This window comes from Sphingobium sp. GW456-12-10-14-TSB1, from assembly GCF_059424385.1.
Genome location: NZ_JBWKZI010000001.1, coordinates 2,181,191 through 2,197,187, shown reverse-complemented (window position 1 = coordinate 2,197,187; position 15,997 = coordinate 2,181,191). Strand labels below are relative to the sequence as shown.

Here is a 15,997-nt window from a genome sequence, read left to right as displayed (position 1 = left end):
AATGGGGACGAATTTGCATGATCGCGATGATGGGCCATCTGTTCGACCCGCTGACATTATTGGCCATGGTCGCGGGCATAATATTGGTCGCGCTGTTCCAGAACGGGGTCGCGGCGCTTGGCCGGGCGATCGCGGCGCTCGTGCCGCTGGTCACTGCCGATCCGACGCGGGATCGTGATGCGGCGCGCGCCGCCATGCTCAAAATCGATCAGGTGGCGCAGCTGCGCGGCCTGTCCTGCACTGACCGGGTCAAGACCGCCAATCCCTTCCTGACCGAAGCCGCCCGCAGGCTCGCCAACAGCGACCGCGCCGACCTGTTCGAATTATGGGCGGCGCAGGCGCTGGCCGACCGGGCGCAGCGCCATGCCGGTGCGCGCAATGTATGGTTGTCGATCGCTGATGCCGCGCCCGCGCTGGGCATGGCCGGGACGATCATCGGCCTTATTGGCATGTTCGCGGCGATGGATGATCCCGCCGCGCTCGGCCCCGCCATGGCGCTGGCGCTGCTCACCACCTTTTATGGCGTCGTCATCGCCAATATGATCGCAGCGCCCATTGCCGCCCGCCTGGCCGACCTGTCCGAACGCGAACTGGCGTGGCAGCAGGAGGTCGTCGCCCGGATGCTGGGCATCGCGCGGCGCGAAAATGCACCGCTGCGCCGGGCGTCGATCCGCGAAGTCGCATGAGCGCGCCCACCACCGTCGCCGCGCGGCGCAACCGCTGGGCGGTCAGTTTCGCCGATCTTTTGCTTCTGCTGCTGGCCTTCTTCGTCCTGTTGCAGGCCAGCGGATCGCGCCGCGACGCCATGCTGGGGCAGGTCGCGCAGCAATTTGGCGGCCGCGTCATGCGGCCGGGCGTGGAGATTCGCGCGGTCGAACTGTTCGTGCCAGGCGAAGCCATGCTCACCGATCAGGGCCGCGCCCGCCTCTCCGTCATTGCCCGCCAATATGCCGGGCAAGCCAGTGGCGTGGAAATTCGCAGCCATGGCAGCGACCGCGCGCGCCAGCGTTTCGACGACTGGGATCTTGCGGCCGCCCGTCTCGGCGCAGTCGCCCGCGCGCTCAAGCTGGACGGCATACCGCAGGATCGGTTGCGGATTCGCGGCCTCGATCAGGCCGATGGCAGGGGCGGGCAGGGGCAGGTGATCCGCATCGCGCCGGGCGCCAAGACCGAATAACAGCCCAAACTGGCACGGATATTGCTGAATTCCCCGGAAAGACCCTCCGTCTTTTCAGGAGACAGAATGTGTTTCGAGCCAAGCCAATCCTTCTTGCCGCCATTGCCCTTGTGGCCGCGCAACCCGCGCTGGCGCAGCAGAAGTTCGAGAATCTGGACCGGATCGACAGTCTGGTCGCGATGACCGTAGGCGCCAATCTGGGTGAACCGGGCGGCCCCGTCGCGCCGGTCGACCGCCGCCTGAAGCTTGCCGCTTGCCCCACCACCCCCGCGGTCGATGGCCCCATGTTCGGCGCTGCGATCGTCAAATGCGATGCGCTGGGCTGGCGCATTCGCGTGCCGCTGGTCGCGGGAGCATCCGCCGCCACGTCGGGCGCTGTGCCGCGCACCGCTGCCGCCAACCGTTTCACCCCCGCTGCCCGCCCGGCCCCGGCGGAAAATGTCGTCAAGCGCGGCGATCCGGTGCAGTTGATGGCCGGCAACGCTGCCTTCAGCGTCTCTCGCGTGATGATCGCGGATGAAGATGGCGCGGTCGGCGAAACCATCCGGGTGCGCGAGGACAAGAAGTCCGCACCGATTTTTGCGCAAGTTGTGGAAATGGGACTTGTGCGTATTCCTGGATTTAAGGATTTCTGAACCTGTCCGTTATAGGTGTAAGGGACGAGTGAAGGATTAGACCCATGATTAAGTCCGTCGGCCAAAGCATCAGCGCCGCCATAGAGGCGAACCGCCTGCGTGAAGGGGGCAAGACGCGCGCGTCGTCGGCCACCGGCTCGACCACCGCTTCGTCGTCGGCATCGTCGGCCAGCCCAGCTTCGCGCATGGCGGCGGAAGGCGCGCCGATCGACATGGATCGTGTCGCCGCCATCAAGGCCGCGATCGCGTCGGGCAACTACCCCGTCAACCCATCGGCCATTGCCGAGCGCATGGTCGCGCTCGACCTGCCGGTCGCTGGTTAAGGAACCGGGCAGATGTCGCTTGGCCTTGCTGCGCTGGACGATCTGTTCGAAGCGTTCGAGGATCTGCGCGACGTGCTGGATGGCAATGATGCCGCGGCGATCGAGATCGCCAGCAACCGGGTAAGCCACAGCGCCGCCGCCATCCGCGCCATCGGGGCATGGCGTTCCGAACCCCAGACCGTTGCGCGGCTTAGCGCGATGCTCCCTTTGATCGACAGCGCGCGGATACGGGTCAATCTGCTCGCCGATCATGCGAATCAGCGGCTGGCGATGCTCGCCGCCCATGGCGCGCGCAACGCCCCGCTGACCTACAGCCGCTAAAAAGGGCGACCAAACGCCAAGAGGAAATAACGGCGCCCATCGGCGCCGTTTTTCGTTTTTGGCGGATGTTCGCGCCATCAAAATCCTCCCCTGCAAGCGGAGGGGGACCGGCGCAGCCGGTGGAGGGGTGTCGCCGTATCGATGCCGCGCACCTGCTCCGTCTGCGTAACCACAATCGCAGAAAAGCAAATAGTTGCGCCAGCATTAACCAAATCTTGGCATAAGCCTTGCTCTAATGCTCCCCAGAACCAAGTGGGGAACATGTGCCGATGTCGGCTTTTGCAGACATTACAGCGACGGGGACATCGACAGGCAATCGCGTCACGAACGCGATCGCCATGGCGAGCCGCCGTACGGGCGTGGATTTCGCCTATCTGCTGGGTCAGGCCAAAATCGAATCCAGCATGAACCCCACCGCGCGCGCGACGACATCGTCCGCGACCGGCCTTTACCAGTTCATCGACCAGAGCTGGCTGGCGGTCATCGACCAGCATGGCAGCCAATATGGCCTCGGCTGGGCGGCCGATGCGATCAGCCAGGGCAGCAATGGCCGCTATTATGTGTCGGACCCGGAATTGCGCCAGCAGATACTCGACCTGCGCAAGCATCCCGAAACCGCGTCGGTGATGGCGGCGGAACATGCCGCCGACAACAAGGCCTTTCTGGAAAAGCGCCTTGGCCGCGAGGCCGAGCCGGTCGATCTCTATCTTGCCCATTTCCTGGGGGTAGGCGGCGCGAGCAAATTCCTGTCGGTCCATGACCGCGCGCCCGATGCCACGGCAGCCTCGCTCTTCCCGTCGGCGGCGCGCGCCAACCGTTCGATCTTCTACGATCGCGCCGGCCATCCTCGCAGCTTCGCCGACATTCGCGATCGCTTCGCCTCCAAATTGCAGAAGGGCGCCGATAGCCTGGGCGGCCCTGTCCAATATGCCGACGCTTCGCTGCCCGACGGCGCAAAGACGGTGCAGCCCGCCGACTATGTGCGGATCGAAACCCAGCGCCTTGAACAGCAAATCGATGTCGGCATCCGGCCCCAGCCGCAAACCGCACGTCTCGCCTATCTCATGCTTGCCACCCTCGGAAGGTAACGGCTCCTCATGTCTCCCAACCAAATCAAAGCGAAGATCTGGATGAGCGCCGCCAAGGGGGCGGTGCTGCCCTTCGCGACGCTGATGGTCGTGCTGTTCATGATGGTGCCGGTCCCGGCGATCATGCTCGACATCGGGTTCATCACCAACATCATGATCTCGCTCGCCGTGCTGATGGTGGCGCTCAATGCCGCCAAGCCGCTCGATTTTTCTGCCTTCCCGACCGTGCTGCTGTTCGCGACGCTGCTGCGCCTCGCGCTCAACGTCGCATCCACCCGCGTCGTGCTGGTGCAGGGGCATGAAGGGTCCGATTCGGCGGGACAGGTGATCGAGGCGTTCGGCCATTTCCTGATCGGCGGCGATTATGTCGTCGGCATCTTCGTGTTCGCCATCCTGATGATCATCAACTTGGTGGTCATCACCAAGGGCGCGGGCCGCGTGTCGGAAGTCAGCGCCCGCTTCACCCTGGACGCCTTGCCCGGCAAGCAGATGGCGATCGACGCCGATCTGAACGCGGGCCTCATGACCCCCGAAGAAGCCAAGCTGCGCCGCGCGGAAGTCGCGACCGAAGCGGATTTCTACGGCTCGATGGACGGTGCCAGCAAATTCGTGAAGGGCGACGCGGTCGCGGGCATCCTGATCCTGGTGATCAACATTATCGGCGGCATCATATTGGGTGTCGTCAGCCACGGCCTGACTATGGGGCAGGCGGCGGAAACCTATATTCTCCTGGCCATCGGCGATGCGCTGGTCGCGCAGATCCCGGCCTTGCTGCTGTCGATCGCGGCGGCCTCCATCGTCACCCGCGTCAAGAGCGAGGACGACCTGTCCGGCCAGATCGCCAACCAGTTCGGCTCCGGCCGCGCCTGGGTGCCGGTCGCGGCGATCCTGACATTCCTAGGCATGCTGCCCGGCATGCCGCACATGATCATTCTGCCGGCTGCCGCCGTTTCCTGGCTGATCGCCTGGAACCTGCGCAAGGCCAGCCAGAAAAAGGCAGCCGAACCCGAACCTGCGCCGCCGCCCGCCAACCCAGCGCTGATCGAATGGGGCGATGTGTCGGACGGCGCGCTGCTCGGCCTGGAAATCGGCTATGGGCTCATCAGCCTGGTCGACGAACGCAAGGGCGCGCCACTGATGGCGCGGATCACCGGCATTCGTCGCCAATTGTCCAAGGAACTGGGCTTTGTCGTGCCGATGGTTCGGGTGAAGGACAATCTGGCGCTCGAACCCAATCAATATCGCATCACCATCGCCGGTGTCGTCGTGGGCGAGGACGAAATCTGGCCGGACGACCTGCTGGCCCTGGACAGTGGCGCGCTGGAAGGCACGGTCGCAGGGCGCGCGGCGAAAGACCCGACCTTCGGCCTCGACGCGGTCTGGATTCCGCAGGCCAAGCGCAGCGAGGCGGTCGTCGCGGGCTATACGGTGGTCGATCCGCCGACGGTCGTGGCAACGCATCTCAACCAGCTGATCGCCATGAACGCGGCGGAAATGTTCGGCCTCGATGAAGCGCGCAAGCTGCTCGACAATCTGAAGGATGTGGCGCCCCAGCTGGTCGATGGCCTGACGCCCGCGACGCTCAGCCTCACGCAGATCAGCGCGCTCTGCCGCGCCCTCCTGTCCGAAGGCATTGCGCTCAAGGATTTCCGCCGCATCTGCGAAGCGATGGTCGACGCCGCCCGCCCGGACATGAGCCACGAGCAACTGGTCGAAGCGGTCCGCCAACGCATCGGCGCGCTGATCATCCAGGGGCTTGTTCCGGTCAAGATGCCGCTGCCGGTCATCACGCTCGACGGCGATCTCGAAGCCTTGCTGGCGCAGGCCATGCGCGTGGCGGGCGATGCGCGCCACCCGATCGAACCCGCGCTCGCCAACCGTATCGTCGAAGCCGTGGTGCAGGCCGCGCGGCCCCTGCTGGGGCAGGCACGCAATTTCGCCATCGTCACCTCGCCGGTCGCGCGCCGGGCGATGGCGCGGCTGTTCAAGCCGCATCTGCCCGAAACGCCCGTGCTGTCCTTTCTGGAAATACCGGACGGCAAGGGTGTGGAGGTGGCCGCCGTCGTCGGTGGCGAACAACGTCCAACGCCGCGCCACGATCCCGCGCCCCGTCATGATCCCATGATGCAGCGCGAACGGGTCGCTTGAGGAGAGGCTGACCGATGTACATGAACAAGATCACGTCCGGCGCCCACACTTATGGCAGACCGGGGGACAACAGCCCGGAACGGCTCGCGCGTCAATATATGCCGCTGGTCCGCAAGATCGCCTGGCACGTCCATGGCCGCGTTTCCACCGCGATAGAGGTGGAGGATCTGCTCCAGATCGGCATGGTCGCGCTGGTCGAGGCCGCCAATGGTTTTGAGGATCGCGGGCTGGGTTTTGCCGCCTATGCGCAACTGCGCGTGCGTGGCGCGATGATCGACCATCTGCGGCGGCAGGCGACGATTTGCCGGTCAGCCATGGCCAGGCGCAAGGATCTGGCCAAGGTGCGCAACCGGCTTGAACAGAAGCTGGGGCGCCTCCCGACCGAAGCGGAAATGTCCGCTGACATGGGGCTGGAACCGGCCGCCTATCGCGAAATCGCCGACAGCGTGGAAATGGTCCAGCACACAAGCATGGACGAAGTCTATTCCGACCAGTCGATGTGGTTCGCCGATGTGGAGGATCGCGCCGATGACATATTGGAACGCGAATCGCTCAAGGCTGCGATCGCCCGCGGCATCGGCGAATTGCCGGAGCGCGAGGCGCTGGTGCTGCAACTCTATTTTGTCGAGGAACTCAATCTGGAGGAGATCGGCCACACGCTCGACATTGGCGCGGCGCGGGTCTGCCAGATCAAGAAAGCCGCGCTCGACCGCCTGCGCGAGAAACTGCGCGACTGGCATTGAGCACAAACAACCTCCGTTCGCCCTGAGCGAAGTCGAAGGGTTGTCCTTCTTGCGAAGAAGAACAAGGCTTCGACAAGCTCAGCCTGAACGGTTTTGGCCGTAGCCCGCCTCACTCATCATTCGCGGCAAACGGCCCCATCCGCCGCTCGTCGCCATTTGGCCAGCGAAAGCGCAGCGGGCGATAGCTTTGCGTGCGCCACCATGGATCGGCGACCACGAACAGGCCGCCTTGCTCCGCCCGACGCCCCAGATCCTTGCGTGCGGTCAGCGCCGCCAGCACGGGGGCCAGCAACAATCCCGCCACCACCGGGCTGATCCAGCCCAGCCCACCGGCCTGCACGGCCATGGCGGTCAGCCCGATCCCCAGCAGAATATGCCATTTGAACAACCAGATCGCATCGAGCGCGCCCATGCCGTCACGGTCGCGGGTCTGCCCGTTCCAGCTGCTCTTGCGCCCCATCAATATGCCAAAAAGATTGATCGTTTGCGTGAGCATGGCCACCGGCGCCATCAGGATGGACAGCACAATATCGGCCATCACTCCGCGCGTCATCCGTGCCGCGCCGCCAAAGCCGATCCGCCGCGCCGGGTCGATCATCGCCCAGATCATCGCCAGCAGCTTGGGTCCAAACAGCAATGTCGCCGTCACCGCCAGCAGCCCGCCAGACGGCAACACTGCGCTCGGCGGCCACACACCCGCCAGCGCGCCGCCCAGCACCACCAGCATCAGCGCCAGCCATAGCGGCGACGTGCAATAGGCCGACGCGCCGACCAGCAACTGGAACCGGCTGACCGGATGCAGCCCGGCAATCTTCATGAATAGGGGCACATGCTGGATATTGCCCTGGCACCAGCGCCGGTCGCGCGTGAACAGGTCGGGCATGGCGGGCGGGAATTCTTCGAAACTGTCGTCCGCGTTCACCATATGCACGTCCCAGCCGCGCCGCCGCAGCAGCGCCGCCTCGATCATGTCGTGGCTCATGATATGCCCGCCAAAGGGCGCGCGGCCCGGCAGTTCCGGCAGGCCGCAGCTCTGCGCGAACGCCTTGACCCGCACGATGGCGTTATGGCCCCAGAACATGCCTTCGGACCCGGCCCACCAGATCATGCCCGCCGCCGAAATCGGCCCGAACAGCCGACTGGCAAATTGCTGCCAGCGCGCAAACAGCGTCGCGGCGCCCACGACGGTGGGGACGGTCTGGATCAGCCCGACCTGCGGATGCCGTTCCATGTCGGCGGCCAGCCGCGCCATCGTCTGACCGCTCATCACGCTGTCCGCGTCCAGCACGACCATATAGTCATAGCCGCCGCCAAAACGCTCGACCCACTCGGCGATATTGCCCGGCTTCCGCCCGATATTCAGCGCCCGGCGGCGATAATGGACGGGGCGGGAAAAGGATTCGCGCAATTCCAGATAGGCGCGACGCTCGACCTCGCCATTTTCGGGGTTGGAATCGGACAGGATGAAAAATTCGAACCGTTCACCCCCCATCACCTGCGCCAGCGATCGCTCCATGATCGACAGGCGACCCAGCACGCCCAGAAAATCCTCGTTACAGACCGGCAGCAGGATCGCGGTCTTTCCCGCCAGCGTGGTGGCGGATGTCAGTGCGTGCGGCGTCACGGCGCGCCCCTTGCCCACGGTCAGCAGCAGGAAGCCGATTGACGCAGTGGCAAAACCGAAAGCGATCCAGGCGAATAGCGGGATGAACAGCGCCAGATAGACGCCCTCCCAGGCCGAAATCCCGTCCAGCCCGATCGACCGGCGCATTTCATGCGCGGCCATGGCGGCGGGCAGCAATGCCAGCAGAACGACCAGCAGGCGGCGCGCCCACAGATCGATATTGAACCGCCGCCGCGCGATCATCGGCGGACGACCGGCAAAATCCTGCACCGGCATGGCGATCGGCGTTTCCGCCGGCACCTGCTCAAATGCCCTTGGCATGGGCTTTTCTCCGGTGACGGCATCCGCCGTCAGCACGCCTCCCGTCACTTGCGTTCCAGACCTGATTAACTTTGACCCAGAGGACAGAACCGCTCGTTACGCTGGCGGTTCCCTTCATCCTGTGATTGGATAATGCACATATTCGCTCAAAACGCGACCTGCACTCCGCAATTGCAGCCGAACTTCGGACTGGACGCCCGCATTGGCCGCCAGATCGATGACCGCGCGGTACAGGCCCGGCTGCCCCAGCACGGGATACCCCGCCGCCTTGATCAGCCTGCCTCCGGTCACGTCCGTCCACACATCCGGCCGCACGCCATCCGGCGCATCGGCAAAATCGACCACCAGTCGCTGCGCGTCGGGCTGGTCGCCACGCCCGCGCCAGACATTGGCGACCCTTGCCAGCGCGGTTCCGGCCGGATTTTGCGCCGCCGACCAGTCCAGCCGGTAGGCGAGGTCAATCCGCCGCCCTGGCACCGGCGCAGCATCGGGCGTCCAATAGGCCGCGACATTGTCGGTATATTCGCTGTCCGTCGGAAAGCTGTAGAGCCGCACCTGCCCCGCGCCCAGCGGCCGGGCAGGGGTCGCCCAAAGCGAGGGGCGACGGTCGTAAAAGACGCCATCATCCTGATAATGGGCAAAATCGCGGTCCCGCTGGAGCAGGCCAAAGCCCTTCGGATCGCGCTCGGCAAAGGCGCTGATCTGCGGCATGGCGGGATTGACGAGCGGCCGGGCATGGACGCTGCCATCGCCACTGGCGATCGACAGCATGTCGCTGTCATGGATTTCCGGTCGCCAGTCGGTCCCCTGCCGGCGGTTGGCCTGATCATACCAGAACATGCTGGTCATCGGCATCAGCCCCAGTTCGGGGATCGCGCGACGGGGGAACAGCGCGGCGGTCACATCCTGCCGCACGCCGTCCTTGCCCAGGCTGCTGACGAACCGGAACGCGCCGGTGATCGACGCGCCATCCAGCAGCGCGTGGATGGTAACGCTGCTGTCGCCCGTCCGCTCCAGCCAGAAATGGGTGAAGCGCGGAAATTCCTCCTTCCCCTGCAGGCTGGTATTGATTGCGATCGCGCGGGCGGACAGGCCGAACTGCTTTTGCGGGCTGGGCGCGCGGAAATAGCTGGCCCCCAGAAAGGACAGCCAGTCGCCGTCGCGCGCGGCGTTCATGATGCGGAACCCGGCAAAGCCCGCGTCGGGGGGCAGTTTCTTGACAGGATTGCTGTCCGGCGCATCGAACATGGCCGGATCATAGCGCAGCGGCGTCGCGCGCCCCTTGTCGACCAGCGCGATCTGCACCGGCTGCGCCGCCGTCCGGCTGAGCGGGAACAGGCGGACGCCGGTATCGCCGGGCAAATCGCCCCAGATGGTGCGATCCTCGGCAAAGCGCGCCTGATGCAGCGCGTCATAGTCGATCGCCTGCGCGCCGGGATAGAGCGGCGTTTCGGCAAATGGCGCACGGGCAAGCCGCTGCGCCCGCGCAATCAGCCGGTCCCAGGAAAATGGCTCGCTGGCGGCCTGCGCCATCAGCCTGTGAGGAAGGACCAGCGCAGCGCTGGTGGCGGCGATCATCGCGCGCCGGTTGATATGGGTCATGGCTTTCATCATGGAAGGCATAACCGCCAAAGCCAAGGGCGTATCCTTATATCCCTATGCGATGGACATGCCGCCGCACCGGCCCGCTCCCCCACCCGGCCATCCAACGTCAGTATCCTATGGGTGGCCGGGTGGGGGAGCGGGCCGGTGCGGCCTCACAAAATGCGCCCTTTCGCGCATTTTCAGGAACGCGACGAAACCCCCGCCCGGGGGGACGAGGGTTTCGCATATACTGGTCGTTAGATCGAAGTTGTGACCCCCGGCACGGTGGGGACTGTTGATGTGCCGGGGGCTACTTGGCGCGGCTGTCCGGTGACCAGGACCTCAGCCGACCAATTCGGTTGGCCTGACTTAGCCGATCAGCTTCAGCACGCCCTGCTGGCTCTGGTTGGCCTGTGCCAGCATCGCGGTCGACGCCTGGCTCAGGATCTGCGACTTGGCGAGAGCGGTCGTTTCGGCCGAGAAGTCGGCGTCTTCGATGCGGCTGCGGGCGTCGGTCAGGTTGGTGACGTTGGCGGTCAGGTTGTTGACCGTCGACTCCAGGCGGTTCTGCGCGGCACCCAGCTTGGCCTGGGCGGTCGATACGGCCGACAGGGCCGTGTCATAAAGCGCCAGGGTCGCCGTGGTGGCGGTGCCGGCACTGACCGTGGCGGCCGCCGCGCCGACGACCGGCGAAAGGTCGATGCCACCGAGCGAAAGCGAGACAGTGTCGTTCGCGGTCGCACCGGCCTGGATCGAAACCGTCGCAGCCGTGGTCGGGAACAGCGAGATGCCGTTGAACTTGGAATTGGTCATCGTGGTGCTGATCTGGGTGGACAGCTGGTCCAGTTCCGACGTGATGTTCGCCTTGGCGTTGGTGTCGTTGGTGCCGTTCAGCGCCTGAACGGTCAGTTCACGCATACGCTGCAGCATGTTGGTGACTTCGCCGAGCGAACCTTCAGCGGTCTGGGCCAGGCTGATGCCGTCATTGGCGTTGCGGATGCCCTGGGTCATGCCGCGGATCTGCGAGGTCATGGTCGAAGCGATCGCCAGGCCAGCGGCGTCGTCCTTTGCGCTGTTGATGCGCTTGCCGGTCGACAGGCGTTCCATCGCAGTGCTCAGGCCCTTGCTGGCCATCGAGGAAGCGTTGGCGGAGCGCAGAGCGGCGGTGTTGGTTCCGATAACAGTCATGGTGTTTCCCTTTCCGTGTCAATCAGGTCGCTGCCATCCGTTAGAGCGCTTGCGGCCTCGAAAGGGGATAACGGCGGGGTGCGGCGGGCTTTTAGGGGCGCTGTCGAATTTTCTGCATTTTTCGTGTTTTGCCCGTCGCTTACCGGCCCTCCACGCGCGCGCGTTATATATTAAGTCGGTTTGGGCCGTTGCCGTGGCGGAAAATAATTGCCGCCATGCGGCAAGTCCTGCCGGCAATTAACCAATTGCTAACCACGGTAGCGCACATTGGGACCATCGAAGAAGGCCAGGGCGTACGGGGGTACAAGCTGGCCAGCCATTTGGGGACCAACTAATGTCATCGCTCGATATGAGCCGAGGCGTCTGTGCGCTCGTTCCAGGGTTGCAGCACTGGCTGGAAAATGCCCTGTTCGCTGTCCGGGTCGTCGATGCCGCCGCACCGCGCGAACGCGATAGCCGCCGCGTGCTGCTGGCGACCGAAATCGGCCACGCGACGCACCGCGATATATTGATCTCGCTTGTCGACGGCGCGCCTTCGCTGGTCGCCGCCGCCAACGGACTGCCCGCCCGTGTCGCCTTCGGGCTGGAAGATATGGGCTTCGCCTTCGCCCTGATCGCCGAACTGGCTCGTCCCGCGGCTATTCCTGCGGTGGGCGACAGCGCCAGCGCGCGCCTCATGACGCTTGCCGGTCGGGTCGCGCGCAGCGAAGCCACCGTTCTCATTCAGGGCGACACCGGCACCGGCAAGGAAGGCATGGCGCGCTTCCTTCACGCCCAGTCGGGCCGCACGTCGGGCGATTTCATCGCCGTCAATTGCGCCGCGCTGCCTGAAACCATGATGGAAGCGATGCTGTTTGGCCATCGCAAGGGCAGCTTCACCGGCGCGGCCAATGCGTCCGAAGGGTTGTTCCTGGCGGCGGACGGCGGCACGCTGTTCCTCGACGAAATCGCCGAACTGCCGATCGCACTTCAGGCCAAGCTGCTGCGCGCCTTGCAGGAAGGCGAAGTCCTGCCCGTCGGCGCGACCCACGCCGTCCCGGTCAATGTCCGCGTCATCGCCGCCTGCAACCGCGATCTGGCCGCCGAATGCGCCGCCGGACGGTTCCGCGAAGATCTCTACTGGCGCTTGAATGTCATGCCGCTCGACCTGCGCCCGCTGGCCGAACGCCCCGGCGACATCGCCGCGATCGCCGCCGCCATGCTGCTGCGCTTTTCGGACATGGCCAAGGACGGTTTTGTCTGGCCGACCGCCGCCGCGCTCGACAAGCTGGCCGCCCATGCCTGGCCGGGCAATGCCCGTGAACTGGGCAACGTCCTTCAGCGCGCCCTGGTGCTGCGCGATGGCGATCGGATCGACGCGCACGACCTGCATCTGGCGAGCGCGCCCCGGCCCCAGGGCCTGCATATCGTCTCGCCCGAACCGGCCGAACCCGTCCGCCTGCGCGACGTTGCCCATCACAGCAAGCTGGAAGCGGTCCGCACCGCGCTGCGCGAAACCGACGGCCACCGCGCCGCCGCCGCGCGCAAGCTCGGCATTTCCGAACGCACGCTGCGCTATCGGCTCGCCGAAATGCGTGATCTGGCTGCGGCTTGAAGGGAGGATAGGGCATGACCGGCATTTCTCCGACAGACAATGTGATGGCGATCCGCAACGCCATCCTGCAAAAAAACGCCGCGCTGCGCGACGTCGCCTCGACCGGGTCGGTCGGCGGCGCGAACGCCCCAAACGGTACTGCGCCCGGCACCGCGCCCGGCGGCTTTACCGAAGCGCTCAACAGCGCGCTGCAACAGGTCAACGGCCTGCAAGGCAAGGCCGGTGAGGCCGCCGCCGCGTTCGAGCGGGGCGAAACCACCGACATCGCCGCCGTCATGCTGGCCAAGCAGCAGGCGTCGGTCAGCTTCGAAGCGACCCTTCAGGTCCGCAACAAACTTCTGTCCGCTTACAAGGACATCATGAGCATGCCGGTCTAAATCATGAGCGAGAACGCACTCACCATCGATGGCGGCGCTGCCGCCCGGCCCGCCCTCCCGGCGACCGCTTCGTCCGGCTTCGGCTCGGCCAAGGGGGTCGACGCGCTGCGCGCGCGGCTCACCGGCTTCATGAAACAGCCAGCGGTAGCCAAGAGCCTGCCGCTGCTTGGCCTGCTCGGCGTCCTTGCCGTCGCTGGCCTCGCCTGGATGGCGCTGCGCGAACCGCCGCAGCGTGACCTGTTTCGCGGCCTGCCCGACGGTGACAAGTCCGCCGTGGCGCAGGTTCTTGACCAAAACGGCATTCCCTACGACTTCGACAATAGCGGCGCGATGACCGTGGGCGAGGGCGATTATTTCAAGGCGAAGATGATGCTCGCCGCGCAGGGCCTGCCCAAGAGCGCGCCCGACGGCAACAGCATGATCGACAGCCTGCCCATGGGCGCCAGCCGCGCGGTCGAGGGCGAAAAGCTCCGTTCGGCCCGCGAAATGGACCTGGCGCGCACCATCGAGGCGATCGACAGCGTCGAAAGCGCCAAGGTCCACCTCGCCGTCGAACCGCCCAGCGTATTCCTGCGCGACCGGGCCAAGCCGTCCGCCTCGGTCATGCTGCGCCTTGCCAATGGCCGCACACTCACCGATGCGCAGGTCAGCGCGATCGTCCACCTCGTCGCATCGTCCATTCCCGAACTTTCGCCCGACCAGATTTCGCTGGTCGACCAGAATGGCCGCCTGCTCAGCAAGAATGACAGCGACTCCGGCGACGATCGCCAGCTCGCGATCCAGAGCCGGATCGAGGACCGCTATCGCCAGTCGGTCGTCGCGCTGCTCACCCCGATCCTGGGGGCCAATAATTTCTCGACCGAAGTCCATGCCGAACTCAATTTCGCCGAGCGGCAGGCGACCCGCGAAACCTATCCGCAGGACGAAGCCAGGTTGCGCACCGAACAGGGCACCTGGGCCTCCGACCCGCGTGGTCAGGGCACGGGCGAAGCATCGGGCATCCCCGGCGCGCTCAGCAATCAGGCGCCCGTCAACCCGACCGTGACCCAGACCAATCCCAATGGTCAGGCCGTGCAGCAGGGGCAGACCGCCGCGCAGACGCCCGGCACGCCGCCCAACCCGCTGATGAAGACCGAGGAAACCTTCAACCGCAGCTTTGAACTGGGCCGTGAAGTGTCCGTTACCAAGGATGCGGTCGGCACCGTCAAGCGCCTGTCGGTCGCCGTCGCGCTCGACAATGCACCCGATGGCAAGGCGCGCACGCCGCAGGAAATCGCTGCCCTCGAAGCCTTGGTGAAGGGTGCGATCGGCTTCGACCAGGCCCGTGGCGACGTGGTCGCGCTCTCCTCGCGCAGCTTCCTCAAGACGCCGGAGGAACAGCCCCTCTGGTATGAGGCGGATTGGGTCTCGCCGCTCATCCGCAACGTCTCGGCCCTGCTGGTCGCGCTGCTGGTCATCTTCGGCATCGGTCGCCCGCTGCTCAAGCGTCGCGCCGCGGCACAGGAAGCGATCGCCGCCGACACGGCCCAGAATGGCCAGCGCATCGGCCGCGAAATTTCCGGCGAACTGACCCGGCAGGCGGTCGAGGCGCCCGATCCGGCCCGCCCGGTCACGCTCGATATGATTTCCTCCACCTATGACTATGCCCAGCGCGCCGACCTCATTCGCAACTTTGTGAAGCAGGACCCCGACCGTGCCGCCCTGGTCGTCCGCGACCTCCTGAAGGAGGGGAAGAAGGAAAATGCCTGAGATCGTTCCCGGTCGGCCAGAGGCGCTCAAGGGCAGCGCCGCCGCCGCCGTCCTGCTGATGCTGTTCGACGAGGATGAGGCCGCGCAGATCCTTGCGCGCCTGGAGCCTGAAGAAGTGCGCCAGCTGGGCTATGCCATGTATGACGTCGCCGATGTCGATCCTGAAGAGGTGAACGAAGCGCTCGATCATTTCGTGACCAAGGCGAAGAAGCGCACCACCATCGGCTATGGCGCGACCCGCCATATTCGCGGCGCGATGACCAAGGCACTGGGCGAGGAGCGGGCCGAAACCATCCTCGCGCGCATCACCCCGCCGACCCGCTCCACCCAGCTTGAAATGCTCAAATGGATGGACGCCAAGGAAATCGCCGCGCTCATTGAGGCGGAGCATCCGCAGATCATGGCGATCGTGCTGGCCCATCTCGAAGCGCCGATCGCGGCCGACGTGCTGCAATTGCTGCCGGTCGAATATCAGGAAGAGATTGTCTACCGCATCGCCACGCTCGGCCCGGTGTCGAACGAGGCGCTCGATGATCTGGAACAGCTGCTGCTGCGCGGCCCCGCCAAGAAGCAGGGTGCGGCATCGCAGCGTGGCGGCACGATCGAGGCGGCTGCGATCATGAACAATGTCCGCAAGGATAATGAGCAGCGGATCATGAAGGCGGTGGCCAAGCGCGACAAGATGATCGCCCAGACCATCGAGGAAGAGATGTTCGTGTTCGATAACCTTATCGACATGGACGATAAGAATCTCGGCACGCTGATGCGCACCGTCGACAGCGCCGTGCTGGTTGTTGCGCTCAAGGGCGTCAACGACCTGCTCAAGGCCAAGATCTTTGGCTGCATGTCGGCCCGCGCGGCGCAATCGATCGCCGACGAGATCGAGGAACGTGGCCCGATCCGCCTTGCCGAAGTGATCGACGCGCAAAAACTCATCATCGCCACCGCGCGCCGCATGGCCGACGCCGGCACCATCATGCTGGGTGGCAAGGGGAATGACTTTGTCTGAAGCATTTTCAAGTCGGCCCTTTGCCGACGGCTCGGAAAATGCGGCAACCAGGACTCTGGAGCCGCGCCGCGCCAGCGGAAGCGGCTCCAGAATCTGGGGCGCAGAGGCAGTGCAGG

General features: G+C 65.2%; 15 protein-coding genes. 12 read left to right on the top strand and 3 right to left on the bottom strand.

What is annotated here, in order from left to right; translation table 11 throughout:
- The first annotated feature begins 17 nt into the window (after positions 1-17).
- The 8 genes from AC07X9_RS10745 (at position 18) to AC07X9_RS10710 (ending at position 6,435) form a co-directional block, all read left to right on the top strand.
- The gene (locus tag AC07X9_RS10745; RefSeq protein ID WP_017183005.1) at positions 18-686 is read left to right on the top strand and encodes a MotA/TolQ/ExbB proton channel family protein; all 669 of its coding nucleotides are present in this window, start codon (positions 18-20) and stop codon (positions 684-686) included.
- On the top strand, positions 683-1,177 hold the full coding sequence (locus AC07X9_RS10740; protein WP_017183006.1) for a flagellar motor protein MotB: 495 nt from the start codon (positions 683-685) through the stop codon (positions 1,175-1,177). Before AC07X9_RS10745 ends, AC07X9_RS10740 begins: the two co-directional genes overlap by 4 nt.
- Positions 1,178-1,245: 68 nt before the next feature.
- Complete coding sequence (locus tag AC07X9_RS10735) at positions 1,246-1,812, top strand: flagella basal body P-ring formation protein FlgA (RefSeq protein WP_026002366.1); 567 nt, start codon at positions 1,246-1,248, stop codon at positions 1,810-1,812.
- A gap of 44 nt (positions 1,813-1,856) precedes the next feature.
- A complete protein-coding gene (flgM, locus tag AC07X9_RS10730) occupies positions 1,857-2,135 on the top strand; it encodes a flagellar biosynthesis anti-sigma factor FlgM (protein WP_017183008.1) in 279 nt (92 codons plus the stop codon).
- Positions 2,136-2,147: 12 nt separating this feature from the next.
- Positions 2,148-2,456, top strand: a complete 309-nt coding sequence (locus tag AC07X9_RS10725; RefSeq protein WP_017183009.1) for a hypothetical protein — start codon at positions 2,148-2,150, stop codon at positions 2,454-2,456.
- A 269-nt stretch (positions 2,457-2,725) separates the two neighbouring features.
- Positions 2,726-3,544, top strand: coding sequence for a lysozyme family protein (locus AC07X9_RS10720; protein WP_017183010.1), 819 nt, complete (start codon positions 2,726-2,728; stop codon positions 3,542-3,544).
- A gap of 9 nt (positions 3,545-3,553) precedes the next feature.
- Positions 3,554-5,692 carry a flagellar biosynthesis protein FlhA gene (flhA, locus tag AC07X9_RS10715; protein ID WP_017183011.1) on the top strand — a complete coding sequence of 713 codons (2,139 nt, stop codon included), beginning with the start codon at positions 3,554-3,556 and terminating at the stop codon, positions 5,690-5,692.
- 14 nt (positions 5,693-5,706) lie between these two features.
- Complete coding sequence (locus AC07X9_RS10710; RefSeq protein WP_017183012.1) at positions 5,707-6,435, top strand: sigma-70 family RNA polymerase sigma factor; 729 nt, start codon at positions 5,707-5,709, stop codon at positions 6,433-6,435.
- A 109-nt stretch (positions 6,436-6,544) separates the two neighbouring features.
- On the opposite strand, the gene mdoH is transcribed toward AC07X9_RS10710, so the two are convergent.
- From mdoH to AC07X9_RS10695, 3 genes are all read right to left on the bottom strand, one after another.
- Positions 6,545-8,380 (bottom strand): glucans biosynthesis glucosyltransferase MdoH, encoded by a 1,836-nt coding sequence (gene mdoH / locus AC07X9_RS10705; protein WP_051034303.1) that lies wholly within the window; start codon positions 8,378-8,380, stop codon positions 6,545-6,547.
- A gap of 114 nt (positions 8,381-8,494) precedes the next feature.
- On the bottom strand, positions 8,495-9,982 hold the full coding sequence (locus AC07X9_RS10700; protein ID WP_017183014.1) for an OpgD/OpgG family glucan biosynthesis protein: 1,488 nt from the start codon (positions 9,980-9,982) through the stop codon (positions 8,495-8,497).
- Positions 9,983-10,333: 351 nt separating this feature from the next.
- Positions 10,334-11,152: a flagellin N-terminal helical domain-containing protein gene (locus AC07X9_RS10695; RefSeq protein ID WP_017182887.1), complete on the bottom strand. Its 819-nt coding sequence runs from the start codon at positions 11,150-11,152 to the stop codon at positions 10,334-10,336.
- A 334-nt stretch (positions 11,153-11,486) separates the two neighbouring features.
- Here AC07X9_RS10695 and AC07X9_RS10690 point away from each other — a divergent pair, with 334 nt between their 5' ends.
- The 4 genes from AC07X9_RS10690 to fliG are packed head-to-tail and all read left to right on the top strand — an operon-like array spanning position 11,487 to position 15,881.
- Positions 11,487-12,746, top strand: coding sequence for a sigma-54-dependent Fis family transcriptional regulator (locus AC07X9_RS10690; protein WP_019053015.1), 1,260 nt, complete (start codon positions 11,487-11,489; stop codon positions 12,744-12,746).
- Between the two features lie 14 nt (positions 12,747-12,760).
- The gene (fliE, locus tag AC07X9_RS10685) at positions 12,761-13,123 is read left to right on the top strand and encodes a flagellar hook-basal body complex protein FliE (RefSeq protein ID WP_017182885.1); all 363 of its coding nucleotides are present in this window, start codon (positions 12,761-12,763) and stop codon (positions 13,121-13,123) included.
- 3 nt (positions 13,124-13,126) lie between these two features.
- Entirely contained in the window at positions 13,127-14,872 is a 1,746-nt protein-coding gene (gene fliF, locus AC07X9_RS10680) for a flagellar basal-body MS-ring/collar protein FliF (protein ID WP_017182884.1), read from the top strand.
- Positions 14,865-15,881, top strand: a complete 1,017-nt coding sequence (gene fliG / locus AC07X9_RS10675) for a flagellar motor switch protein FliG (protein WP_017182883.1) — start codon at positions 14,865-14,867, stop codon at positions 15,879-15,881. The genes fliF and fliG overlap by 8 nt, the downstream gene beginning before the upstream one ends.
- Positions 15,882-15,997 lie beyond the last annotated feature (116 nt).

Bases quoted from the DNA above. Each gene is read 5' to 3' on its own strand.
- AC07X9_RS10745 (WP_017183005.1), top strand. From the start codon at position 18: ATGATCGCGATGATGGGCCATCTGTTCGACCCGCTGACATTATTGGCC.
- AC07X9_RS10740 (WP_017183006.1), top strand. From the start codon at position 683: ATGAGCGCGCCCACCACCGTCGCCGCGCGGCGCAACCGCTGGGCGGTC.
- flgM (WP_017183008.1), top strand. From the start codon at position 1,857: ATGATTAAGTCCGTCGGCCAAAGCATCAGCGCCGCCATAGAGGCGAAC.
- AC07X9_RS10725 (WP_017183009.1), top strand. From the start codon at position 2,148: ATGTCGCTTGGCCTTGCTGCGCTGGACGATCTGTTCGAAGCGTTCGAG.
- AC07X9_RS10720 (WP_017183010.1), top strand. From the start codon at position 2,726: ATGTCGGCTTTTGCAGACATTACAGCGACGGGGACATCGACAGGCAAT.
- flhA (WP_017183011.1), top strand. From the start codon at position 3,554: ATGTCTCCCAACCAAATCAAAGCGAAGATCTGGATGAGCGCCGCCAAG.
- AC07X9_RS10710 (WP_017183012.1), top strand. From the start codon at position 5,707: ATGTACATGAACAAGATCACGTCCGGCGCCCACACTTATGGCAGACCG.
- mdoH (WP_051034303.1), bottom strand. From the start codon at position 8,380: ATGCCAAGGGCATTTGAGCAGGTGCCGGCGGAAACGCCGATCGCCATG.
- AC07X9_RS10700 (WP_017183014.1), bottom strand. From the start codon at position 9,982: ATGACCCATATCAACCGGCGCGCGATGATCGCCGCCACCAGCGCTGCG.
- AC07X9_RS10695 (WP_017182887.1), bottom strand. From the start codon at position 11,152: ATGACTGTTATCGGAACCAACACCGCCGCTCTGCGCTCCGCCAACGCT.
- AC07X9_RS10690 (WP_019053015.1), top strand. From the start codon at position 11,487: ATGTCATCGCTCGATATGAGCCGAGGCGTCTGTGCGCTCGTTCCAGGG.
- fliE (WP_017182885.1), top strand. From the start codon at position 12,761: ATGACCGGCATTTCTCCGACAGACAATGTGATGGCGATCCGCAACGCC.
- fliF (WP_017182884.1), top strand. From the start codon at position 13,127: ATGAGCGAGAACGCACTCACCATCGATGGCGGCGCTGCCGCCCGGCCC.
- fliG (WP_017182883.1), top strand. From the start codon at position 14,865: ATGCCTGAGATCGTTCCCGGTCGGCCAGAGGCGCTCAAGGGCAGCGCC.